Below are 23301 nucleotides of genomic sequence, written 5' to 3'. Positions count from 1 at the left end.
GTTTTGCCAATCAATGACTAATGAGTCAAGCAAGAATTAGCACGAAAGTGCTTAAACAAGCAGAAATGACCGAATAGCCATCCGGTTAGCGAACCAAGAAACTCTGCTCAACCAGCTTCCGATCCCCCTGGAAAACCAGAAAGCGCCACTCACCCGGTACTACCTCGTAGTGCTCGCTGAACTCGTACGCCATCACATCAGCAACGGCTGCCTCGGCCATCTCCTGCTGAACCACGAACTTGTCATGGCGCTGGCCATCCGGTGTTACAACGCCAGGGGTGAGATAAAGCAGGGTCAGCGGCTGATCGCCCTTGCGCTTGCCAGCCAACTGATAGCGCAGGCCGAACTTCGTGCCGAGCTTGGCCGGGATCACTTGGGTCGCCTCGATCTTCTGCTGCTGGTTGGTTAGCACCCGCTGCCCCGGTTCGAAGTCCTTAACCTGACTCTGGAAAATCCCATACTCAACCTCGCCCTGAACCTGCACTTCAGCCAAAAGAGGTGTACTGACCAGACTGATGGCCATCAGGGTGAAGACTTTGAATGCTTGCATGATGCTCTCCTTGGAATGAACGACGACGAGCCTATGACCAAGGCATGACAGATAGATGACAAGGCATTTCAATATACCCCCACCTGTATATTGAAAAGCATTGACTCATATCAAACCGCCTCCTTTGAGCCACCCCTAAGCTGCATTCACTCAACACCATCGCGGAGCGATCACCATGCAATGCAACGTAGGCAAAACCGATAAGCTGCTAAGGATTTCCGCCGGTATCGCTCTTCTCGGTCTGGGGGCCTCTGGCCTCATAGGCTGGTGGGGGCTGATCGGTGTAGTGCCTCTGGCCACTGGACTGCTCAACTGGTGTCCTGCATACACCCTGCTAGGCATCAAAACCTGCAAGACGGACATCTGACATGGCACTTAAGACCTTACATGCGCAAGGCGGCATGGGAAGCGATATGTGCATCCGCATTACCAGTGGTGAGCGAGAGATCATCATGGACCAGCCCAAGGGAGCCGGCGGCAGCGGGCTTGGCCCGACGCCACTGGAGCTAATCCTCGCCGCCCTGGCTGGCTGCTTCGGCACCATAGGCCGCTTCATTGCCCACCAGCAGCGCTTCGAACTGCGCGGCATGCAGTTCGCCATCGAAGGCGACTACGACCCGGATGGCTTGCTCGGCCGCAACCCACAGGTGCGTCCGGGCTTTCAGGCTCTGCGCATTCAGGTGAGCATTGATGCCGACCTCGATCAGGCCGGCAAACGGGCATTACTGAAAGAGATAGAGCAACGCTGCCCGCTGGCCGACAACCTGCTGCATGGCACCCAGCTAATCAGCAGCCTCGGTTAAGACTCCGGACTGCTGCTCGGCCCAGCGCTGACGAATTTCCAGAATGGTGGGCAGCTCGGCGATGAACAACTCGACCAGTTGCGGATCGAAATGCCGCCCGCACTCGTCGCGCAGCAGCTGCACCGCCTTCTCCACCGGCCAGGCCGCCTTGTACGGGCGCTCGCTGGTCAGTGCGTCGAACACATCGGCAATTGCCACGATGCGCCCCTCGATGGGGATCTCCTCGCCCTTGAGGCCACGCGGGTAACCGCTGCCATCCCATTTTTCGTGATGGGTCAGGGCAATGTCGTGGGCCATGCGCAGCAAGCCGCCGGGGTGCTGGCCGATGATGTCCGCACCGATCTGCGGATGGGTGCGCATCACCGCCCACTCGGCGTCATCGAGTTTGCCGGGCTTACGCAGCACCACGTCGGGAATGCCGATTTTGCCAACATCGTGCATGGGTGCGGCGTTGAGCAGCTCCTCGGCATCACGCTCACTGAATCCGGCGGCCCGCGCCAGCACCTGAGAGAAGTGGCTCATGCGGATCACGTGCAGGCCCGTCTCGTTATCCTTGAACTCAGCTGCCATTCCAAGACGCTGAACGATCTGCAAACGGGTCTCACGCAATTCTTCCACCCGCACCAGCGACAAGTGAGTACGCACCCGGGCACGAACAATTGCAGGACTGACAGGCTTGGTGATGTAGTCGACTGCGCCTACTGCAAATCCATGGGCCTCATCATCGACATCCGCCAGCGCCGTCACAAAAATCACAGGAATAGCAGCTGTCGCCGGAGTGCTTTTGAGCTGCTCGCACACCTCGTAACCAGTCATACCCGGCATCATGACATCCAGCAGAATCAGGTCTGGCTTTTCGCGCGCAGCAAGCTCTAGCGCTTTGGCTCCGTCTTTAGCGAAAAGCAACTGATAGTCATCCTGCAAGATATGTCGCAGCACCTGCAAATTGGCGGGCTCATCATCCACCACCAACAACTGCTGACGAGCATCCTTGGCTTGAGTTTGTGTCACTCACCACTCTCCTGCTCTAACTGCTGGCGTAGGCCCTGCAAATACTCAAGCGCCTGCTCAAAGTCAAAATCGTCGACTGCCTGGCGCACCTCTCGCATTGGCGCCCCTGCCAGTTGTATCCCCTGCTCCAATTGATACAACGCCGCTTCATCAATTGCCCCCCGCTCCAGCTCAGCGATGAGTGCATCTAATGCCGCTCGCAGTTGTTGTGGATCTACCTGGGTCACAACCTTTAGCTGGACCTCTGGCTGAAGTGGCAACGCTACTCGAACCGCCTCAAAAGCCTCAGTCCACTGGCCGATCAACTCGTCACAACGCTCAAGCGTTCCGGCATGTGCAGCCTGCTCAAGAGCAAATGCAGTATGGCTCAACTGCACCAACCCCATATTGGCAGCAACACCGCGCAGTCTGTGTGCCTCTGCTACCAGTGCCTCCAGGTCTTGCTCAAGCAAAGCAGTGCGCAACGTTTCTGAAGCCGACTGTGTAGCCAGAAACCGTGCGATTGCTGCAGCCATCTGCAGAGGGCCACCCCACAAACGCGAACCCGCCGTCCAGTCGAATAGACCGTTAGCACGCCCCGTCTGCGACGCCGCTGCGACCGATCCTCGTGCGCCGCCAAGCACCCCCGCCATCTCAGCTAGCAGGGCTGGCATTTCCAAAGGTTTACTTGCAAACCCGTTCATACCGGCATCCAGTGCTTCCTGACGATCACGATCGAGCACGCTGGCAGTAAGGGCAATGATAGGTATCGGCGGTCTCTGCTGTGTCTTTTCCCACTCACGTATACGCCGACTGGCCTCCAGGCCATCCATACCAGGCATCTGTACATCCATCAGAACCAGATCGAACGTTTCGCGGGTAAATACCTCAACAGCCTCGCTGCCATCGGTAACAGTGACCAGCCGATGGCCAAAGCGTTCCAGATTCAGCACCAGTAACTCAAGGTTTTGCGCTACATCGTCTGCCGCCAGAATCCGCAAAGGTGGCAATCGGGGAACCTGGCGCCGCTCTCGCTGCCGCACGGCACCCTCTCCGGCAGGCAATGGCAACTCCACGATAAAGCGGCTACCAATACCGAGCTGACTCTCAACCAGAATCCGCCCTCCCATCAGCTCCACCAGTTGCCGTGAAATAGTGGTTCCCAAGCCGGTACCGCCAAAACGACGACTCATTGACGCATCAGCCTGGGCAAACGGATCGAAGATCCGTTCCAATCGGTCAGGCGCGATCCCGATACCTGTGTCATGCACCGTGAAACGCAGAGCTCCCGGCGTGCCGGATATCTGCAGTCTCACTTCACCCTGTTCCGTAAACTTCACGGCATTGCCCAGCAGGTTACTCAACACCTGCTGGAGCCTTAGTGGGTCGCCTTTGAAATGTTCATCCAGGTTTTCGGGGTACTCGAAATGCAGTGAGATACCCTTTCGCTCGGCAGTCAGCCGCTGAGTATCACAAACCTGCTCACACAGCTCGCGGAGCGAAAAATCGAGGGTTTCCAGTTCTATCGCGCCACGATCAAGCTTGGCGGTATCGAGAATGTCATTCAGCAGCCCAAGCAGTGATCGCGAGGCTTGCTGAACCGTACGCAGATGGCGCCGCTGGCCGTCCTCCAGAGCAGTGTCCAGCAAGAGCTCCGTGAATCCGATAATAGCGTTCATGGGTGTACGGATCTCATGGCTCATATTGGCCAGAAAGCTGCTGCGCGCAGCCGCTGCCTGCTCGGCCCGGTCACGCGCCATACGCAACTCAAGCTCCATAAGGCGACGAGGGGTCAGGTCAGTAGCCAATTTGACCACTTTGAAGGGTTTGCCATCGAGATTGAGGATCGGGTTATAGGTAGCCTGAATCCACACCTCGCGACCATCCTTGGCCAATCGCCGGTACTCCCCCTGCCGGAAACTGCCACTGCGCAGGCCGTCCCAGAAAGCGCTGTACTCCTGACCAGCAACATCTGCAGGATCGCAGAACAGCGAGTGATGATGACCTACAACCTCATCGAGCTGATAGCCAAAGAGCTCCAGGAAATTCTCATTGGCGGTGAGCAAGTGGCCCTCGAGGTCATACTCGACCAAAGCCATGGCCTTGCTGATAGCCGTGACCTTGCCCTCATATTCAGCATTGCGCTGCTTGCTTTCAGTCTGATCCAGCAGGACACCATCAATCCAGCGTGGATTGCCCAATTCGTCACAGACAGCACTGCCACTTTCCCAGATCCAGTGCTCCTGACCGAATCGATCGATAATGCGGTACTCGACCGTGTAGCTGCGGCGCTCGTTGATGGCACAACGCACCTGCTCAGCCACTGGCTGCAGATCATCTGGGTGATACAACTCAGCAAACGACTTGCTGCGTGCCACAAAATCCTGAGCAGGCCAGCCGGTCAATACGGCAACGGCATCACTGATAAACAACATGCTCCAGTCATCATCCAGCAAGCAACGAAAAGCCACGCCTGGAATATTGCCGATCAGTGACCGGTACTGCTGCTCGCTAACGCGCAATGCCTGCTCCATTTCGCGACGCTGACTGATATCGGTGATAAAGCCTATGTAGAGCACCTGTCCCGGCAACTCGGCACGGCCGATAGCCAGGCGCATGGGCAAATGCCGACCGTCTTTATGCAGTCCCTCAACCTCGCGGCCCACCCCGATGATCCGCGCGTCACCCGTCTCCTTGAAATGACTCAGGTAACCATCATGCTGGCTGCGGTGAGGCTCCGGCATCAGCATGCGGATATTCTGCCCGAGCAGCTCCTCACTCCCCCAACCGAACAGCCGCTCGACTGAGGGATTGACGGCGAGTATCTGACCACGCTCGTCAATGGTGATGATGCCGTCGACAGCCGTATCCAACACCGCCGCCATCCGGCTCTGGCTGCCCTGCATCTGACGATACAGGTCTCGGTAGCGCAACAGGCCATTAACTGCCGCCACCAGCATACTGAGTGCCAGGGTGGCCATCGCCACCGCGAGGGCAAGATAGAAGCTGCCCTCGACACTTCGCGCCTGGCTGAACTCCTCCATGCCGACAAAGCGAGCAGCAGCCATGCCGGTGTAGTGCATACCACTGATCGCCAGCCCCATGACCAGGGCTGCCAGCGACAGTGCTTGGCCTTTACTGAAGTGCTGGCGCAAGCCAAAACGCACCCACAGCGAAAGCACCGCCAGCACCACGGCGACCAGAATCGATAGAGCAAACATCCAGGGGTCATAACGCAGCAATGGTGCCATCTGCATCGCCGCCATGCCGCTGTAGTGCATGGCACCGATACCGGCACCGACCAGCACACCACCTCCGACCAACTGGTGGATATTGAGGCGATGTTGGGACAGCAAGCTCAATGCTACCCAGGACGCAAACAGACTGGGCAACACCGAAGCCAAAGTGATTAGCGGGTCATAACGCACCGTGGCGCATAGCTGGAAGGCCAGCATGCCGATGAAGTGCATAGACCAGACCCCACCGCCAAGCGCCACGGCCCCGGTGGCTATTGCCAGTTGGCGATGAAAGCGGTTCTGACTCACCCGAGCCACACCGGCCAGTTGCAGGGCCATAGCCGAAGTCAGAACGGCGACCACGACAGACAGCAACACCAACACCGGCTCGTGCTGACCGAAAACCTGCATGCCTTCGCTTGCGGAATCGACAAACCATTGATCGAGTAAGCTCATGGATACCTGCATGCTAAAAGGGCGTCACGTGACTTAATACGCCCTTGGCGTCGGCGTCAATCAACCTGTCAGCCATGTCACTTCCATAGAGGCACAAAAGCCCGCACTTGGCGGGCTTTTGTTCACGGCTTGCGTCACTATCAGGCGGACAGTTCCACCAGCAGCTTGTTCAGGCGGCGCACATAGCTTGCCGGGTCCTTCAGGCTGTCGCCGGCGGCCAGAGCGGCCTGATCGAAGAGGATGTGCGACAGGTCGACGAAGCGGTCTTCGTCAGGCTCACCGTCGAGCTTCTCGATCAGCGGGTGCCCCGGATTGATTTCGAAGATCGGCTTGGACTCCGGCACCTTCTGCCCGCTGGCCTCCAGAATCTGGCGCATCTGCAGGCCCAGGTCCTGCTCACCGATGGCCAGGATGGCCGGCGAGTCGGTCAGACGATGGGATACGCGAACCTCGGCCACCTGCTCGCCCAGTGCGCCCTTGAGGCGCTCGATCAGCCCCTCCTTGGCCTTGGCAACTTCTTCCTGAGCCTTCTTGTCCTCTTCCGAGTCCAGCTTGCCCAGATCCAGATCGCCACGGGCCACATCGACCAGTTGCTTGCCTTCGAACTCGGTGAGATAGCTCATCAGCCACTCGTCGATGCGATCGGTAAGCAGCAGGACTTCGATGCCCTTCTTGCGGAACACTTCCAGGTGCGGGCTGTTCTTGATCTGCGCGAAGCTTTCGCCGGTCAGGTAGTAGATCTTGTCCTGACCTTCCTTGACGCGGCCCAGGTAGTCCGCAAGCGACACCAACTGCTCCTCGCCTTCGCCCGCCGTGGAGGCAAAACGCAAGAGACCTGCGATCTTCTCCTTGTTGGCGAAGTCTTCTGCCGGACCTTCCTTGAGCACCTGACCGAAGGCCTTCCAGAACTTCTTGTAGTCCTCGGGCTTGTCCTTGGCGAGCTTCTCCAGCATGTCCAGCACGCGCTTGGTCAGCGCCGACTTCATCGAGTCGATCACCGGCCCGGACTGCAGGATTTCACGGGAAACGTTCAGCGACAGGTCATTGGAGTCCACCACACCCTTGATGAAGCGTAGGTACAGCGGCAGGAACTGATCCGCCTGATCCATGATGAACACGCGCTGCACATAGAGTTTCAGGCCCCTGGGTGCTTCACGCTGGTACAGGTCGAAGGGTGCACGGCCGGGCACGTACAGCAGCGAGGTGTATTCCAGCTTGCCCTCGACCTTGTTGTGGCTCCAGGACAGCGGGTTCTCGAAATCATGGCCGACATGCTTGTAGAACTCCTGGTACTCCTCGTCCTTGACCTCGGTACGCGGACGGGTCCACAGCGCACTGGCGCGGTTGACAGTTTCCCACTCAGGCTCGGCCGGCTTGTCCTTCTCCTCGCCATGGAATTCCTTCGGCAGCTCGATCGGCAGGCCGATGTGATCGGAGTACTTCTTGACGATGTTGCGCAGGCGCCAGCCATCGGCGAACTCCTCCTCGCCGGCCTTGAGGTGCAGCACGATACGGGTGCCGCGCTCGGGCTTGTCGATGCTGGCAACCTCGAAGTCGCCCTCGCCCCTGCTCGACCAGTGCACGCCAGCACTGGCGGCCTCACCGGCGCGGCGGGTAAAGACCTCGACCTGCTCGGCAACGATGAAGGCCGAGTAGAAACCGACACCAAACTGACCAATCAGATTGGAGTCCTTCTTCTGGTCGCCGGAGAGGTTCTTGAGGAAGTCGGCAGTGCCGGACTTGGCAATGGTGCCCAGGTGAGCAATCACTTCGGCACGGTTCATGCCGATGCCATTGTCTTCCAGGGTCAGGGTCTTGGCGTCCTTGTCGAACGACAGACGGATCTTCAGGGGATCACCGCCTTCGAGCAGTTCCGGCTTGGCCAGCGCCTCGAAGCGCAGCTTGTCAGCGGCATCCGAGGCGTTGGAAATCAGCTCGCGCAGGAAGATCTCCTTGTTCGAGTACAAGGAATGGATCATCAGGTGCAGCAGCTGCTTCACCTCGGTCTGGAAGCCCAGGGTTTCTTTTTGAGTTTCCACACTCATGGTCATCTAACTCCACATGCAGGACAGGCCGCGAGATGGCGGCGGATGTCATGCAGATGGGGTCAGCGCAGGCAATTTCAAGGGCGGGCCGGCAAGCCGTAGTCAGGGCTCGAGCAGCTCGATCTGCTGCACATCCTCCGGCTTGACCCGGTAGCTGGCGCCACCAGCACCACTGACCTGACGTTGCAGGGTCAGCCGTCCGGTCGGGCTGAGGCCGGTAAAGCGGCCTTCGGCCACACTGCCGGCGTGGGTCTGCACACGCATCGTCAGCTGTTCATAACGCTGTGGCTCGCGCAGCAGACGCTGCAGACTGAAGGTAATACGGCGGTCGTTGGGATCGAGACTGGCGGCCGGATCCAGCGGCGCACTGGGCTCAGGTTCGGCGACAGTGCCTTCGGCCAGTGGCGGATAGTTATCGCCGATCACCTGCCAGCCGCGCCCCTCGTGCTTGCGCAACTGCACCGGCAGGGTCAGCGCCTGCTCGCCGACTCTGGCCGTCACCTCCAGGCTGAGGGTAGGCGCCGGCAGGGTGAACGGCGGCAGGCTGGACAGGCTGACATCGGCGCGCTGCTCCCGGCGCTGCAGGTAATCGCGGATCACCCAGGCCAGGGTATCGCGCGAGTCATGCCGGCGGTCGACCTGTCCCTCGTGGTAGCGCAAGCGATCGGTAAAGACCTCGATCTGACCGCTGAGGGCGGTGCGCAGAGCACTGGGCATGACCAGGTGAAAATCGCCCACCAGTCTGTTCGGTGCCTGTGGCTTGAGGTCCAGGTGCAGCGTATAGCCGCGGTTAAGCCGGCGCGCTTCAGGCAGATCACGGTCAGCATCCAGCCAGACCACCTCGACTTCCGGCAAGCTACCGGCATCCCGGGGCAACACATCTACCCGCAGCTCGCCAGTGACGGGCTGAGCCAGGCGGATATTGACTTCACGCTTGGCGAAAAAATCGCCACGTTCGCGAAGACTCAGCACACCATCGATCAGCTCACCCTCGGTGGGCGCAAAAGGCTGGCCACGCAGTTCGCCATACAGACGGATATTCAGTTCGGGCACAACTGCCGGCGGGGATTTCAACCAGTCGAGGCTGACAATGGCCTGCAGCCGCTCGGCATCGTGCTGCGCCAGCTGAACCAGCCCGACCACCAGGGGGATGCAGCCCATGCCGGCGAGCACCAGCGCCTTGCGTGCGCGCTTCCAGTAGCGAATCACATAGACCAGTGTGAGCGGTGGGAACAGGCTGCCCAGCCCCCACAGCAGGCTGGTGCCAAAGGCCAGGGTCACCAGCAGCACCAGGCCACTGAGGATCATCAGCACACCGCCAAGAATCAGCAACGCATCCATTCACAGGTCCTTGAAAGCGAAATCTGCCGCCCGGCCGGCCACTCAGTCCACCTTGAAATGGGCCCGCGCGGTGGCAATCGGCTCGGTCTGGTTGGTCTGCCAGGCCGTAATCGCGACGTTGGCCACCCTCCGGCCCTGTCGCCACACCTGGCATTGCACGAAGGTGTCACGGTAATGCCCGGCGCGCAGATAATCTATCGAGAAGTCGATGATTTTCGGCATATGCGGAATCTCCATGAACATCAGCAGGTGCAGCAGCGCCGAATGCTCCATGAAGCCGGCGATCACCCCGCCATGGATGGCCGGCAGAATCGGGTTGCCGATATTGTCCTTGCTGGCCGGCAGACGGAACACCATGTCGTCGCCCAGACGCAGGCACTCGATGCCGATCAGCCTGGCGTAGGGAATCAACTCGATCAGCGCATCGTAGTTGTTGCTCGCGTGCGCCTCACGGACCAGCTCATTGATGTTCAATTCGCTCATGCGCCGGCTCCGTCGATGTTCTGCTTCAGTCCGCTCTCGCCCTGGGCGCCCTTGCCCATGCGCATGAAGGCGCCGACCACATGAGCAATCGGCTGGCCGGGGTCATCCTGATAGGCATAGCCGCGGGTGAAGATGACGTTCTCGGTGACGCGGTAGCACTCGGCGAAACCGAATACGTCCTTGTGCGGCTCGGCCGGGCGCATGTAGTCGATGCGCAGATCGAGGGTCGGACAGATCTCGAACTCCGGCAGCACGCAGACGGTTGAGATACCGCAGGTGGTGTCCATCAGCGTGGTGATGGCGCCACCGTGGATCACCCCGGTTTCCGGGTTGCCGATGATCTGTGTGCTGTAGGGCAGACGCAGCGTCAGCCCGCTGCTGTCCACGTTGTGCACCTGCATGCCGAGCACCTGACAATGGCGCAAGGCACCGAGAAAACGCTGGGCACGATCCAGCATGCTGTTATCGCTCATCGACTATGACCTCTGCGAGTGCGAAAAGGGCGGGCATGATAGCGATTTGCGCCGCTCAAAAAAGCTTTTGCGGGGGTTCCTGACCGGCATTGGTGTACAGCATGACCTCCAGGACATCGGAGTGGAATTCACGCCGGTAGAGCACCAGCACGACCCCAGTGGTTGCCAGCATGAACAGACAGGGATGGATGAACCAGGCCAGCATCGACAGGCCGAAGTAATAGGCCCGCAAGCCCTGGTTGAACTGGTGGGCCGCCAGGGAAATCACCCGCGCCGTGCGATCGGTGAACACCTTGCGTTCCTGCTCGCTCGCCGTACGCTCGGCCACCATGGGCGCCGCCCCGACCAGTACCGCGGCAAAGTTGTACTGACGCATGCACCAGCTGAAGGTGAAGAAGGCATAGACGAAAACCACCGCCAAGGTCAGCAGCTTGACCTCGGACAGCTCGCGGCTGGGCGCCTGCACGAACGGCAACTCGGCCAGCACCGACACCGCCCTTTCGGTGGAGCCGAGCACGGTGAGAATACCGGCCAGGATAATCAGGGTGCTGGATGCGAAGAACGAGGCATTGCGCTCCAGATTGCCAATCACGCTGGCATCGGCAATGCGGTTGTCACGCAGCAGCAGACGGCGCATCCAGTCCTGCCTGTACAAATGCAGCACCGACGCGAGACAGGGCGTGGAACGGGCTTTCCAGGCCGCATAGTGGCTGTAGCCGATCCAGCAGAGCATGAACCACGCCAGCGCGGCCAGATGAATCAGGTAGGGTTCGAGCAACGACATCGGACATCTCCGGACAGAGCGCCGATTATAGCCACAGCAGCTCCATGATCTCAGGCAAAACTGGCCCGGAATGACTTGTACCAACGTTCCACTTTTGCAGTAGGGTGTGGCCAAAAAAAGGATCGGCCATGCCCCGTCTCTTCCCACTCTCGTTCTGCCTGCCCCTGCTCTGCCTAGTGCTCGGCGCGTGCAGCACTGCCCGCCTGGATTATCGTTTTGCCACCGTCGCTGCCAAGCCGATGCCGGCACAGCAAGCAGTCTTGCTGGGGGCCGTGCAGGAAGTGGACATCACTCCGCCACCGGGTCTGCCCAAGGCCGGCTTCTCCACCTGGGCCGAGAATGGCGACGGATTCCGCACGCGCCTGAAGGCCCGGGTGTTCTATCTGAGGCCCAAGGGCGGCCAACCACTGGTACTGATCCAGAGCGACCTGCTGGCCGGCTCGGAAATCCTCCAGGCCGCGCTCGCCTCACGCCTGGCACGGGTCAGCGAGATCGCCCCGCAGAACCTGGTGCTGGCCGCCAACCACACCCACGCCGCACCCGGCCAGTACTTCGGCAGCGACTTCTACAACCTGCACGCGAGCAATGCCGGCGGCTTCGACCCGCACTGGTTCGAGTTCCTCGCCGGCCGCCTCGAACAGGCCGTCCTCAGGGCACGCGACGGGCTGCGCCCGGCACGCATTGCGGTCGGTCAGCGTGAAGTCTGGGGACTGACTCGCAACCGCTCGCTGGAACCCTACCTGGCCAATCCTGAGGTCACCGACAAGACAACCACCCTCTTTCAGGCCATCAACCCAGACCTGACGCTGGTACGCATCGACCTTCAGGAGGCGAGCGGTACCTTCCGTCCCGCCGGGGCCTTTGCCAGTTTTTCCATCCACGGCACCGGCATCGGCTCGGACACCGGTTTCTACCATGCCGATGTCTGGGCCTATATCGCCAATGAAGCCGCATGGCGCGTGCAGCAGCACTATGGCCTGACAGACAAGCCAGTGCTTGGGGCCTTCGAAGCCACTCACGGTGACGTGGCGCCCAACGAGCGCCCCGGACAGATCGGCTATGCCGAGGCCCGCCGCGTGGGCACTGCCATTGGCCAACAGGCATTCGCACTGTTCAACGATCTGGATAAGCAGTTGCGCGATGACCTGCCACTGCGCAGCGCTCTGCGCGAGGTGGACGTGCTGGCCCGCCCCGAGATCGGCACGGCCCGCCTGTGCAAGCCAGCTGCGGGAGCAGCACTGGCCGCCGGCGCCCATGAGCACCGCTCGCCGCTGATCTGGTACCTGCCCTTCATTCATCCCGGCCAGCCACGCACCTTCTTTACGGACACCTGCCAGGGCGCCAAACACTGGCTCGGCGGCGCCTGGCTGCAGCCGCTGATCCTGCCCACCGAGCAGTTCCCCCACCGCCTGCTGCTGCAAACCCTGCAGATCGGTGACAGCTACTGGGCCATGCTGCCCTTTGAGGTCACCACCATGAGTGGCCGCCAGATCGAAACACGCATGCGCGCCACGCTGAAAGATGCCGGCATACAGAATGGCATGGTGGTAGTCAGCAGCGTGGCCAACGGCTACACCGGCTACGTGACCACCTCCGCCGAATATGGCCTGCAGCACTACGAAGGCGGACACACCCTCTACGGCCCGCAGACCGCTCCCTTCCTCGCGGCCCACAGCGCCGAGCTGCTCGGGGGTATGCTCGCGCGTGGAAGCTTCGCCGAACTGCCGCACAGCCGGGACTTCAGCCTGGCCAGCCGACGCTTCTGGCCACAAGGAGACGCACCATCGCCACGCCGGCTGTTAAGGCCGGCGCAGCGGATAACCCCTTCCGCGCCGGAGGAGCCCTACTGGGAAATCCGCTGGCGCGACCAGGCACCGGCCGACATGGCCTTCGACCAGCCTCTGCTCACTATCGAGATACAACAGGGCGGCCGTTGGCAGCCACTGCATCGCGGAGGCCGCCCCGAGGATGACCAGGGCTTCGACCTCGCCGTGCAATGGCTAGGGGGCAGAGACTATGCCGCGCGCTGGTACAACCCGCCGACCTCCCTACCGGAGCGGCTGCGACTGTTCATCTCTCCACGGGGCGAGCAGCCAGCACTGGCCGTACCGATCGCCGACTCAGACCTGGAACTGACGGATCAGTGAACCCAGGCGCTTCTCCAGTTCATCGAGGCTCGCACTGGCTTCAAGGACCTGTCCAAGGCTTGCGTGGTTACGGTCGCCGATCGATTGGGTGCGCTCGATACCAGCCCCCGCCGAAGCGGCCAGACTGGCCTGCCCCTCGGCCTGCCGGGCAATCTGCTGCACCGACTGGTCGATGCCATCGATCAGTCCCTGCACCTGACTGAGGGTTGCCCCGGTCTCGACGGCACACTGTCCGGCATGTTCCAGCGCATGACGGCTGCCGACCATCAGCTCCAGTGACGCCTGGGCATTGCGTTGCAGGGTCTGGATAATGGCCTCGATCTCCAAGGTTGACTGCTGCGTGCGTCCGGCCAACGAACGCACCTCGTCGGCGACCACCGCGAAACCACGCCCCTGCTCGCCGGCTCTCGCCGCTTCGATCGCGGCGTTGAGCGCCAGCAGGTTGGTCTGCTCAGCAATCGCACGTATCACTCCAATCACCGAGCCGATCTGGCCACTGTCGCTCTGCAGGGTCTCGATCACCTGTGATAATTGTCCGAACTGCTGCTCGAGCGCCTGCATGGCTGTCTGGTTGTCGTCCACCCGGGCCTGGCCCTCGCCGGCCGCCTTCCGGGCTGCAGCCGAATGCTGCGCCGCCTCCCCCGCCTGCTGTTGAAACGCCTGGCTATGCTTGGCCAGCTCGCGCACCTGGGTGGAAACCTCAGCCGTCTCCCGCTGCTGTTCATCCACATCGGCGTGCACAACCTGAACTGAGCCACGCAGACTCATCACCGCATCGTCCAGGGTATTCACCGACTCGGCTACCGCCACCACGGTGCTGCGAATCTTGTCGGCGAAGGTGTTGAAGGAGTGGGCCAACTGGCCGAGGTCATCGGCCGTGCTGACCGGCAGACGCCGGGTCAGGTCACCGTCGCCCTCCGCCACATCACGCAGCGTCAGCCGCAGCCCATCCAGTCCGCGATTGAACGAACGGCCCACCAATAACGACAGACCTCCGCCCAGCGCTAACGCGACCAGAACGGCCAGCCACAACAGGCTATTGGTGGACTCCACCGTCGCACTGGCCTGCTGGCTGGCACCGGCCATGTCCTGCATCACGCCCTGCTGCAGCTGGCGGATATGCTCGGCGATGCGCTGATCGAGCACCTCCATGGCCTCTACGGTCTGGCGCCGCTGGTTGACCAGCGCAATCATCTGCTCACTGGCGGCACGGTAGGCATCCAGGCCGGACAGTGCATTGATCATCGCCTGCTTGGTCTTTTCCGAACTGGTGCGGTCACGCAGCACACTGATTTTGCTTTGCGCGTCGCCCAGTTCGCTGAGTGCCTTTTTCGACTGCGCCGGCTGCTGCTCCTGGAGGAACTGGTACAGCGACTGGCTGCCCAGCAACAGACTGCGCATAGCCGCGCTGGCATAGAACACCGCATCCAGATTGAAGCTCTGCTGGGCAGCCACCAGGGCAGCGGACAGTTCAGCCTCGACCTTCGGGCCTTCGGCATCCAGCACCGCCTGCTGCTCACCCTGACGGCGCTTCAGGCTCATCAGTTGCTCACGGAACTGGCTTCGGTATTCCTGATAATCCTTGCTCAACTGCGCCAGATTCTGCCGTTCGCGCTCCCCGCGCAGATGTTTGGTAGCCTGTTCAAGGGCGGTGCCCAGCTGCTGATCGAGGCTGTCGAAGCGCTGTTCGTGCTCGGGCCGCCCCGCACGCAGATAGTGCTGAACCGTGAGTTTCAGCTCCCCCATCAGCTCCACCACCTTGGCCGTATGCTCCAATGCCGGGCCCAGCTGCCGGCTGACCAGCGATACCCGGCCAGCGACCTGCTCCATCGACCAACTCGACAGCCCACCCAGAACCATCATCAACAGCACCAGAGCCAGAGGTGCCACCATCAGCTTGTAGGCCACCGGCCAGTCTTTGAAACTGCGCATCAAACGTCTCCTCTCCGCTCTACGGAAAATCGGCAGACGGGGCTGCTCCTTGAGTCTAGGCGCTCAACGGGCAGACAAAAAAAAGCCCGCCAAAGGCGGGCTTTTTTAGACGAACGCGCTAGCGGATCAGGCGTTCTTCATCGGCCAGCCGGTCAGCTCGGCCAGTGCCTTGCCGATATCGGCCAGGGAACGCACGGTCTTCACCCCCGCGTCCTGCAGGGCAGCGAACTTCTCGTCCGCGGTGCCCTTGCCACCGGAGATGATGGCACCGGCGTGGCCCATGCGCTTGCCGGGCGGCGCAGTGACGCCGGCGATGTAGGACACGACCGGCTTGGTCACGTTGGCCTTGATGTAGGCCGCGGCTTCTTCTTCAGCGCTGCCGCCGATCTCGCCGATCATCACGATCGCCTCGGTCTTCGGGTCTTCCTGGAACAGCTTCAGGATGTCGATGAAGTTGGAGCCCGGAATCGGGTCACCGCCGATGCCCACACAGGTGGACTGACCGAAGCCGGCGTCGGTGGTCTGCTTCACGGCTTCATAGGTCAGGGTGCCGGAACGCGACACGATGCCGACCTTGCCCGGCAGGTGGATGTGACCCGGCATGATGCCGATCTTGCACTCGCCGGGAGTGATCACGCCCGGGCAGTTCGGGCCGATCAGGCGTACGCCCAGCTCGTCGCATTTGACCTTGGCTTCCAGCATATCCATGGTCGGAATGCCTTCGGTGATGCAGACGATCAGCTTGATGCCGCCGAAGGCCGCTTCCAGGATCGAGTCCTTGCAGAACGGGGCCGGAACGTAGATCACGGACGCATCGGCGCCGGTGGCTTCCACGGCTTCCTTGACGGTGTTGAACACCGGCAGGCCCAGGTGAGTGGTGCCGCCCTTGCCCGGAGTCACACCGCCGACCATCTGGGTGCCATAGGCGATGGCCTGTTCGGAGTGGAAAGTACCCTGCGAGCCGGTGAAGCCCTGGCAGATGACCTTGGTGTCTTTATTGATCAGGACGCTCATTACTTGCCCTCCGCAGCTTTGACAACTTGCACAGCCGCATCGGTCAGGCTGGTTGCCGCGATGATGTTCAGGCCGCTTTCGGCCAGGACCTTGGCGCCCAGTTCAGCGTTGTTGCCTTCCAGACGAACCACCACCGGAATCTTCACGCCGACTTCCTTCACGGCGCCGATGATGCCTTCGGCGATCATGTCGCAGCGCACGATGCCGCCGAAGATGTTGACCAGTACGGCCGCGACATTGCTGTCGGACAGGATGATCTTGAACGCTTCGGTCACGCGCTCTTTGGTCGCGCCGCCACCGACGTCGAGGAAGTTGGCCGGCTTGCCGCCGTGCAGGTTGACGATATCCATGGTGCCCATGGCCAGACCGGCACCGTTGACCATGCAGCCGATGTTGCCTTCCAGGGCAACGTAGTTCAGTTCGAACTTGGCCGCGTGGGCTTCGCGTGGATCATCCTGCGACGGGTCATGCATGGCGCGCAGCTTCGGCTGGCGGTACATGGCGTTGCTGTCGATGTTCACCTTGGCATCCAGGCAGTGCAGGTTGCCGTCTTTCTTGATGACCAGCGGGTTCACTTCCAGCAGTGCCAGATCGTAGTCCTGGAACAGCTTGGCCAGGCCAACGAAGATGTTGGTGAACTGCTTGATCTGGTCACCCTGCAGGCCCAGCTGGAAGGCCAGCTCGCGGCCCTGGTAAGGCTGTGCGCCTACCAGCGGATCGACAGTGGCTTTCAGAATCTTTTCGGGAGTGTCGTGAGCGACTTTCTCGATGTCCACGCCACCTTCGGTGGAGGCCATGAACACGATGCGGCGGCTGGAGCGATCCACCACGGCGCCAAGGTACAGTTCCTTGGCAATATCAGTGCAGGATTCCACCAGAATCTTGCTGACCGGCTGACCATTGGCGTCAGTCTGATAAGTGACCAGACGCTTGCCCAGCCACTGAGCGGCAAAGGCCTTGGCATCTTCCTTGTTGCGAACCAGCTTGACCCCGCCCGCTTTGCCGCGACCACCGGCGTGCACCTGGGCTTTGACTACCCACTCGCTGCCACCAATTTTGTCGCAGGCCGCTGCGGCCTCTTCCGGGGTGTCTACGGCGAAGCCTTTGGATACCGGCAACCCGTATTCAGCGAACAGCTGCTTACCCTGATACTCGTGGAGATTCATGCTTTTCTACCGTCATTGTTTTGGTATTGCGCATACGATGCTGCGCTCGTGGCGCCGCATCACCTGTGACCACATGCGTGGTCGGATGGACTTTCCGACAGCGAGCAGAGCTTGCTGCGGGCAATCCAACCTGGTTCTGCGCCCGCGGCAAGCCGCAGGCTTGAATCAACCAATCAGCGTGGCGGCACACTGGCCGCCTACGCCTTAACGCTTCTTGCGGTTGGCAATGTGAATGGCGTGGCCATTCACTGCCAGTGCGGCTTCGTGCAAGGCTTCGGACAGGGTCGGATGGGAGAACACCATCAGCCCCAGGTCTTCGGCACTGCTGCCAAACTCCATGGCGATTGCGCCCTGCTGCACCAGCTCGGCCGCGCTTGGGCCGATCACATGCACGCCCAGCACGCGGTCGGTCTTGGCATCGGCAATCACCTTGACCAGGCCACCGGTGTCGTTGGCCGCCATGGCACGACCACTGGCCGCAAACGGGAAAGTACCGACGTTGATTTCGACGCCCTCGGCCTTGAGCTGCTGCTCGTTCTTGCCGACCCAGGCGATTTCCGGGTGGGTGTAGATCACGCCCGGGATCAGGTCGTAGTTCATCTGAGCCTTGTGACCGGCGATACGCTCGGCCACCATGATGCCCTCTTCCGAAGCCTTGTGGGCCAGCATCGGGCCGCGCACCACGTCGCCAATCGCGTAAACACCCGGCACGCTGGTGGCGCAGTGATCATCGACATAGATGAAGCCGCGCTCGTCGAGGTTCACGCCGCTGTCGGCAGCCAGCAGATCCTGAGTTACCGGGCGGCGGCCGACAGCCACGATCAGCTTGTCGAAGGTCAGCTTCTGTTCGCCGGTGGCGTCGGTGAAGCTCACAGTCACCTGCTTCTTCTTCACTTCCGAACCGGTCACGCGAGCGCCCAGACGGATGTTCAGACCCTGCTTGGTCAGCGTCTTCAGAGCTTCCTTGGCAATCTGCTCGTCGGCAGTCGGCAGGAACTTGTCCTGCGCCTCGATCACGGTCACCTCGGCACCCAGACGGGCCCACACCGAACCGAGCTCCAGGCCGATCACACCGGCACCGATCACGCCCAGCTTCTTCGGCACGGCCTGGAATTCCAGAGCGCCGGTGGAGTCAACGATCACATCCTGATCGACCGGAGCCGGCGGGATGTCGATCGGCTTGGAGCCGGAAGCGATGATCACGTGGGCAGCTTCGACTACCTGCACGGTGCCGTCGATGCCGGTCACTTCCACCTGCTTGTTGGCCAGCAGCTTGCCGTGGCCTTCCAGCTGGGTCACGCCATTGGCCTTGAACAGCGCGGCGATGCCGCCGGTGAGGTTCTTCACGATGCCGGCCTTGCGCGCGATCATCGCCGGAACGTCCATGGCCAGGCCTTTGACCTCGATGCCATGAACCTTGAAGCCTTCTTCGGCCTCGTGGTACTTCCAGGAGCTATCCAGCAGCGCCTTGGACGGGATGCAGCCAACGTTCAGACAGGTACCACCCAGGGCGAGCTTGCCGTCCTTGTCCTGGTACTTCTCGATGCAGGCGGTTTTCAGACCCAGCTGGGCGGCTTTGATGGCGGCCACATAACCACCAGGGCCTGCACCAATCACCACTACGTCGAATTTCTGGCTCATAACTTTTCCTTCTCGGATGTTTGCGAACGGCCCCTTGTGGGGGCCGTCTCAAGCGGCTGACAGACGGATCAGATGTCCAGCAGCAGGCGTGCCGGGTCTTCCAGCAGGTTCTTGATGGTCACCAGGAAGCTGACTGCTTCCTTGCCATCGATCAGACGGTGATCGTAGGACAGCGCCAGGTACATCATCGGACGGATCACGACCTGACCATTGATGGCCACCGGACGCTGGATAATGTTGTGCATGCCCAGAATCGCGGCCTGCGGCGGATTGACGATCGGCGTCGACATCATCGAACCGAAGGTGCCGCCGTTGGTGATGGTGAAGGTGCCGCCGGTCATTTCCTCAATCGACAACTTGCCCTCTCTGGCCTTCTTGCCGAAGGTGGCGATGCCGCTTTCAACTTCGGCCAGGCTCATAAGCTCGGCGTTGCGCAGGACCGGTACCACCAGGCCACGATCACTGGACACGGCCACACCGATGTCCTGATAGCCGTGGTAGACGATGTCGTTGCCGTCGATCGAGGCATTGACCGCCGGGAAACGCTTGAGCGCTTCGACCGCAGCCTTGACGAAGAAGGACATGAAGCCAAGGCGAACGCCGTTGTGGGTCTTCTCGAAAAGATCCTTGTACTTGCTGCGCAGCGCCATGACTTCGTGCATGTCCACTTCGTTGAAAGTGGTCAGCATGGCCATGGAGGACTGAGCTTCAACCAAGCGCTCGGCGATCTTGGCGCGCAGGCGGGTCATCGGCACGCGCTTCTCGGCACGGTCACCGGCCGCAAACACAGGCGCCTCGACAGCCGGAGCCGCCGGCTTGGCAGCCGGAGCCGGTGCAGCAGCCTTGGCGGCAGCGGCAGCCACGGCATCTTCCTTGGTCACGCGACCGCCCTTGCCGGTGCCGGCAATGCTGTTCGGGTTCAGACCGCTCTCTTCGGCGATCTTGCGCGCCGCTGGCGAGAGGATGGCATCCTGAGCGGCGGCTGCCGGGGCAGCAGCCTGCGCTGCTGCGGCAGGAGCCGGAGCGGCCGCAACCGGAGCAGAGGCCGTGGCGGAGCTGTCGAGCTTGCCCAGCAGTTCGCCGGAAAGCACGGTTTCGCCCGCGTTCTTGATGATTTCCACCAGCACGCCGTCGGCTTCGGCCAGTACTTCCATGACGACCTTGTCGGTTTCGATATCGACGATCAGCTCATCACGCTTGACCGCCTCGCCCGGCTGCTTGTGCCAGGTAGCCACGGTGCCGTCGGCAACCGATTCCGGGAAGGTAGGGGCTTTGATTTCGATAGCCATTTTTCGTTGTCCTGTTTATTCGGTTTCTAGCGCGCGAAGGCGTTACACAGTGAAAGCGTCGTTGAGCAGCTTCTCCTGCTGCTCGGCGTGCATCGAGGCATACCCACAAGCCGGTGCCGCCGAAGCGTCACGACCGGCGTACTGCAGGAACAGCTCCTTCTTGTGCGCGCTGGCCACCCGGCGCATGTGATGCTGACTGCAATACCAGGCACCCTGGTTCATCGGTTCTTCCTGACACCAGACGATGTGCTTGAGGTTCTTGAACGGAGCCATGGCCTCGGTCAGATCTTCCTCAGGGAACGGATACAACTGTTCGATGCGCACAATAGCAATATCATCACGTTGTTCTGCGCGACGTTTCTCCAGCAGGTCGTAGTAGACCTTGCCGCTACACAGGATCAGGCGCGTTACTTTCTTCGCATCCAGTGCTTCGACCTCGCCCAGTACGGTCTGGAACGAACCTTCGGCCAGATCTTCCAGTGTCGAGATAGCCAACTTATGCCGCAGCAGCGACTTCGGGGTCAATGCGACCAACGGCTTACGCAGCGGGCGAATCACCTGGCGACGCAGCATGTGATAGACCTGCGCCGGGGTAGTCGGCACGCAGACCTGCATGTTGTGTTCGGCACACAATTGCAAGTAACGCTCCAGACGCGCGGAGCTGTGCTCAGGGCCCTGACCTTCATAACCGTGCGGCAGCAGCATAGTCAGACCGCACAGACGACCCCACTTGTGCTCGCCGCTGGAAATGAACTGGTCAAACACCACCTGGGCGCCGTTGGCAAAGTCACCGAACTGCGCTTCCCAGATCACCAGCGCGTTGGGCGTGGTGGTGGCGTAGCCGTATTCAAAGGCCAGTACGGCCTCCTCGGACAGGTAGGAGTCGTACAGCTCGAATTTCGGCTGACCGTCGTAGAGGTTCTGCAGGGCGATATAACGCTCGGCGTCCTTCTGGTTATGCAGCACCGCATGACGGTGCGAGAAGGTGCCGCGACCAACGTCCTGGCCGGTGATGCGTACCGGATGTCCTTCCGACAGCAGCGTGGCGTAAGCCATGGTCTCGGCGAAGCCCCAGTTGATCGGCAGCGCACCGGCGCCCATCTTCTGACGATCTTCGAGAATCTTGGCAACCTGACGCTGAACGACAAAGCCTTCCGGAATCTCCAGCAGGCGGTTGGACAGCTCCTGCAGGGTTTTCAGGTTGAAGCGGGTGTCGTGGCGGGCGGTCCAGGTGTGTCCCAGGTAGGGACGCCAGTCAACGAAGAGTTCCTCGTTGGGCTGTTTGACCAGACTCTTGACCACGTGCTGACCGTTATCCAGCGCCATGCGGTACTCGTCGACCTTGGCCTGTACGCGTCCGGCATCCATCACCGAGCTCTGAATCAGAGCATCGGCATAGAGCTCACGTGTGGTGCGCTGCTTGTTGATCAACTGATACATCAGCGGCTGGGTGCCGCTCGGCTCGTCTGCCTCGTTGTGACCGCGACGGCGGTAGCAGACCAAATCAATGACCACATCGCGCTTGAACTGCATGCGGTAGTCGACCGCCAGCTGGGTGACGAACAGCACCGCTTCCGGGTCGTCGCCGTTCACGTGCAGGATCGGCGCCTGGATCATCTTGGCGACGTCGGTGCAATACTCGGTGGAGCGTGCATCTTCGGCACGACTGGTGGTGAAACCAACCTGGTTGTTGATCACCAGGTGGATGGTGCCGCCCGTCTTGTAGCCACGGGTCTGCGACATCTGGAAGGTTTCCATGACCACGCCCTGACCGGCGAAAGCCGCATCACCGTGAATGGAGATCGGCACGACCAGATCACCGTCGGCATCCTTGCGGCGATCCTGACGGGCACGCACGGAACCCTCGACCACCGGAGATACGATCTCCAGGTGCGAAGGGTTGAACGCCAGCGCCAGGTGCACTTCGCCACCGGCAGTCATGACGTTGGAAGAGAAACCCTGGTGGTATTTCACGTCACCGGAGGAAAGCCCCTGAGCCTGCTTGCCTTCGAACTCGTCGAACAGGTCACGGGGGTTCTTGCCCAGGGTATTGACCAGAACGTTGAGGCGGCCACGGTGGGCCATGCCGATGACGATTTCCTTGGTGCCGTAGGAACCGCAGCGCTGGATGATTTCGTCGAGCAGCGGGATCAGGCTTTCACCACCTTCCAGGCCAAAGCGCTTGGTGCCCGGGTATTTGGTGCCCAGGTACTTTTCCAGACCCTCGGCGGCCGTCAGACGCTCCAGCAGGTGGCCTTTGACCTCCGCTGAGAACGCCGGGCGACCACGCACACTCTCCAGACGCTGGGCAAACCACTTGCGCTGTTCGGAGTCGACGATGTGGGTGAATTCGGAGCCGATGGTGCCGCAGTAGGTGCTGCGCAGCGCATCATGGATCTCGCGCAGGGTTGCCTCGTCCTTGCCGATGAACAGCTCTCCGGTACGGAAAGTGGTGTCGAGGTCGGCGTCGGTCAGACCGTAATGGTTGATCGACAGATCGGCCGGCGGCGTACGCTTCCACAGGCCCAGCGGATCAAGACTGGCAGCCTGATGACCACGCATGCGGTAGGCCTGGATGAGACGCAGGACTTCGACCTGCTTCTTCTCGTGCTCGGAACTGACCGAGCCGGCGGAAACCGGTTGCAGGCGACGCTGATTTTTAGCCAGCAGGATGAAATGGTCACGGACCGTAGAATGCGAAACGTCGGTGGCGGGGTTGCCGTCGGCCGGCAGTTTCTGGAAATACGTGCGCCACTCTTCTGGCACAGCATTTGGATCGTGCAGGTAGAGCTCATAAAGCTCTTCCACATAGGCAGCATTTCCACCGGATAGGTGGGCGCTGTTCCACATGCGCTGCATTACGCTTTCTTGCATGCTAGGTCACCCTCGATAAGGGGACGCTACCGGCGTGAAACCACGCGGCTTAAAAAGTCCAGTGCAGCGACTTGGTA

General features: G+C 61.0%; 17 protein-coding genes and 1 pseudogene. 3 read left to right on the top strand and 15 right to left on the bottom strand.

Annotated features, from left to right (window positions below):
• Positions 1-85: 85 nt before the first annotated feature.
• Positions 86-550: a DUF3859 domain-containing protein gene (locus tag CK486_RS02750; RefSeq protein WP_095938737.1), complete on the bottom strand. Its 465-nt coding sequence runs from the start codon at positions 548-550 to the stop codon at positions 86-88.
• A 175-nt stretch (positions 551-725) separates the two neighbouring features.
• Between CK486_RS02750 and CK486_RS02745 the strand changes: the two genes are divergently transcribed.
• Positions 726-917, top strand: coding sequence for a DUF2892 domain-containing protein (locus tag CK486_RS02745; protein ID WP_095938736.1), 192 nt, complete (start codon positions 726-728; stop codon positions 915-917).
• Position 918: 1 nt separating this feature from the next.
• Positions 919-1353: an OsmC family protein gene (locus CK486_RS02740; protein WP_095938735.1), complete on the top strand. Its 435-nt coding sequence runs from the start codon at positions 919-921 to the stop codon at positions 1351-1353.
• Here the strand turns inward: CK486_RS02740 and CK486_RS02735 are convergent.
• The 7 genes from CK486_RS02735 to CK486_RS02705 form a co-directional block, all read right to left on the bottom strand.
• Positions 1333-2364, bottom strand: coding sequence for a two-component system response regulator (locus CK486_RS02735; protein ID WP_095938734.1), 1032 nt, complete (start codon positions 2362-2364; stop codon positions 1333-1335). The genes CK486_RS02740 and CK486_RS02735 overlap by 21 nt on opposite strands.
• Positions 2361-6035 (bottom strand): PAS domain S-box protein, encoded by a 3675-nt coding sequence (locus CK486_RS02730; protein ID WP_095938733.1) that lies wholly within the window; start codon positions 6033-6035, stop codon positions 2361-2363. The genes CK486_RS02735 and CK486_RS02730 overlap by 4 nt, the downstream gene beginning before the upstream one ends.
• A gap of 140 nt (positions 6036-6175) precedes the next feature.
• Positions 6176-8080, bottom strand: coding sequence for a molecular chaperone HtpG (gene htpG / locus CK486_RS02725; protein WP_095939048.1), 1905 nt, complete (start codon positions 8078-8080; stop codon positions 6176-6178).
• A gap of 102 nt (positions 8081-8182) precedes the next feature.
• On the bottom strand, positions 8183-9421 hold the full coding sequence (locus CK486_RS02720; RefSeq protein ID WP_095938732.1) for an MFS transporter: 1239 nt from the start codon (positions 9419-9421) through the stop codon (positions 8183-8185).
• Between the two features lie 42 nt (positions 9422-9463).
• Positions 9464-9904, bottom strand: coding sequence for a PaaI family thioesterase (locus CK486_RS02715; protein WP_095938731.1), 441 nt, complete (start codon positions 9902-9904; stop codon positions 9464-9466).
• Positions 9901-10377, bottom strand: coding sequence for a PaaI family thioesterase (locus tag CK486_RS02710; protein WP_095938730.1), 477 nt, complete (start codon positions 10375-10377; stop codon positions 9901-9903). The genes CK486_RS02715 and CK486_RS02710 overlap by 4 nt, the downstream gene beginning before the upstream one ends.
• A gap of 55 nt (positions 10378-10432) precedes the next feature.
• Positions 10433-11161, bottom strand: a complete 729-nt coding sequence (locus tag CK486_RS02705) for a DUF599 domain-containing protein (protein ID WP_095938729.1) — start codon at positions 11159-11161, stop codon at positions 10433-10435.
• A 128-nt stretch (positions 11162-11289) separates the two neighbouring features.
• On the opposite strand from CK486_RS02705, the gene CK486_RS02700 reads away from it, so the two are divergent.
• The gene (locus CK486_RS02700; RefSeq protein WP_095938728.1) at positions 11290-13308 is read left to right on the top strand and encodes a neutral/alkaline non-lysosomal ceramidase N-terminal domain-containing protein; all 2019 of its coding nucleotides are present in this window, start codon (positions 11290-11292) and stop codon (positions 13306-13308) included.
• Here the strand turns inward: CK486_RS02700 and CK486_RS18465 are convergent.
• The 7 genes and pseudogenes from CK486_RS18465 to CK486_RS02670 form a co-directional block, all read right to left on the bottom strand.
• Entirely contained in the window at positions 13282-14076 is a 795-nt protein-coding gene (locus CK486_RS18465) for a methyl-accepting chemotaxis protein (RefSeq protein ID WP_371915475.1), read from the bottom strand. The genes CK486_RS02700 and CK486_RS18465 overlap by 27 nt on opposite strands.
• A gap of 63 nt (positions 14077-14139) precedes the next feature.
• Positions 14140-14394, bottom strand: a pseudogene (locus tag CK486_RS18460) (HAMP domain-containing protein); the annotation flags it as partial.
• Between the two features lie 972 nt (positions 14395-15366).
• On the bottom strand, positions 15367-16254 hold the full coding sequence (gene sucD / locus CK486_RS02690) for a succinate--CoA ligase subunit alpha (RefSeq protein ID WP_095938726.1): 888 nt from the start codon (positions 16252-16254) through the stop codon (positions 15367-15369).
• A complete protein-coding gene (gene sucC, locus CK486_RS02685) occupies positions 16254-17420 on the bottom strand; it encodes an ADP-forming succinate--CoA ligase subunit beta (RefSeq protein ID WP_095938725.1) in 1167 nt (388 codons plus the stop codon). Before sucC ends, sucD begins: the two co-directional genes overlap by 1 nt.
• 204 nt (positions 17421-17624) lie before the next feature.
• A complete protein-coding gene (gene lpdA / locus CK486_RS02680; protein WP_095938724.1) occupies positions 17625-19061 on the bottom strand; it encodes a dihydrolipoyl dehydrogenase in 1437 nt (478 codons plus the stop codon).
• A 68-nt stretch (positions 19062-19129) separates the two neighbouring features.
• Positions 19130-20350 carry a 2-oxoglutarate dehydrogenase complex dihydrolipoyllysine-residue succinyltransferase gene (gene odhB / locus CK486_RS02675; protein ID WP_095938723.1) on the bottom strand — a complete coding sequence of 407 codons (1221 nt, stop codon included), beginning with the start codon at positions 20348-20350 and terminating at the stop codon, positions 19130-19132.
• 42 nt (positions 20351-20392) lie between these two features.
• On the bottom strand, positions 20393-23224 hold the full coding sequence (locus CK486_RS02670; RefSeq protein ID WP_095938722.1) for a 2-oxoglutarate dehydrogenase E1 component: 2832 nt from the start codon (positions 23222-23224) through the stop codon (positions 20393-20395).
• Between the last annotated feature and the right edge of the window lie 77 nt (positions 23225-23301).

Origin of the sequence: Pseudomonas sp. HAR-UPW-AIA-41 (genome assembly GCF_002304225.1) — a bacterium.
Classification (GTDB): domain Bacteria; phylum Pseudomonadota; class Gammaproteobacteria; order Pseudomonadales; family Pseudomonadaceae; genus Aquipseudomonas.
This window is presented reverse-complemented; position numbering and strand designations above follow the sequence as displayed.

Bases quoted from the DNA above. Each gene is read 5' to 3' on its own strand.
- CK486_RS02750 (WP_095938737.1), bottom strand. From the start codon at position 550: ATGCAAGCATTCAAAGTCTTCACCCTGATGGCCATCAGTCTGGTCAGT.
- CK486_RS02745 (WP_095938736.1), top strand. From the start codon at position 726: ATGCAATGCAACGTAGGCAAAACCGATAAGCTGCTAAGGATTTCCGCC.
- CK486_RS02740 (WP_095938735.1), top strand. From the start codon at position 919: ATGGCACTTAAGACCTTACATGCGCAAGGCGGCATGGGAAGCGATATG.
- CK486_RS02730 (WP_095938733.1), bottom strand. From the start codon at position 6,035: ATGAGCTTACTCGATCAATGGTTTGTCGATTCCGCAAGCGAAGGCATG.
- htpG (WP_095939048.1), bottom strand. From the start codon at position 8,080: ATGAGTGTGGAAACTCAAAAAGAAACCCTGGGCTTCCAGACCGAGGTG.
- CK486_RS02720 (WP_095938732.1), bottom strand. From the start codon at position 9,421: ATGGATGCGTTGCTGATTCTTGGCGGTGTGCTGATGATCCTCAGTGGC.
- CK486_RS02715 (WP_095938731.1), bottom strand. From the start codon at position 9,904: ATGAGCGAATTGAACATCAATGAGCTGGTCCGTGAGGCGCACGCGAGC.
- CK486_RS02710 (WP_095938730.1), bottom strand. From the start codon at position 10,377: ATGAGCGATAACAGCATGCTGGATCGTGCCCAGCGTTTTCTCGGTGCC.
- CK486_RS02705 (WP_095938729.1), bottom strand. From the start codon at position 11,161: ATGTCGTTGCTCGAACCCTACCTGATTCATCTGGCCGCGCTGGCGTGG.
- CK486_RS02700 (WP_095938728.1), top strand. From the start codon at position 11,290: ATGCCCCGTCTCTTCCCACTCTCGTTCTGCCTGCCCCTGCTCTGCCTA.
- CK486_RS18465 (WP_371915475.1), bottom strand. From the start codon at position 14,076: ATGAGTCTGCGTGGCTCAGTTCAGGTTGTGCACGCCGATGTGGATGAA.
- sucD (WP_095938726.1), bottom strand. From the start codon at position 16,254: ATGAGCGTCCTGATCAATAAAGACACCAAGGTCATCTGCCAGGGCTTC.
- sucC (WP_095938725.1), bottom strand. From the start codon at position 17,420: ATGAATCTCCACGAGTATCAGGGTAAGCAGCTGTTCGCTGAATACGGG.
- lpdA (WP_095938724.1), bottom strand. From the start codon at position 19,061: ATGAGCCAGAAATTCGACGTAGTGGTGATTGGTGCAGGCCCTGGTGGT.
- odhB (WP_095938723.1), bottom strand. From the start codon at position 20,350: ATGGCTATCGAAATCAAAGCCCCTACCTTCCCGGAATCGGTTGCCGAC.
- CK486_RS02670 (WP_095938722.1), bottom strand. From the start codon at position 23,224: ATGCAAGAAAGCGTAATGCAGCGCATGTGGAACAGCGCCCACCTATCC.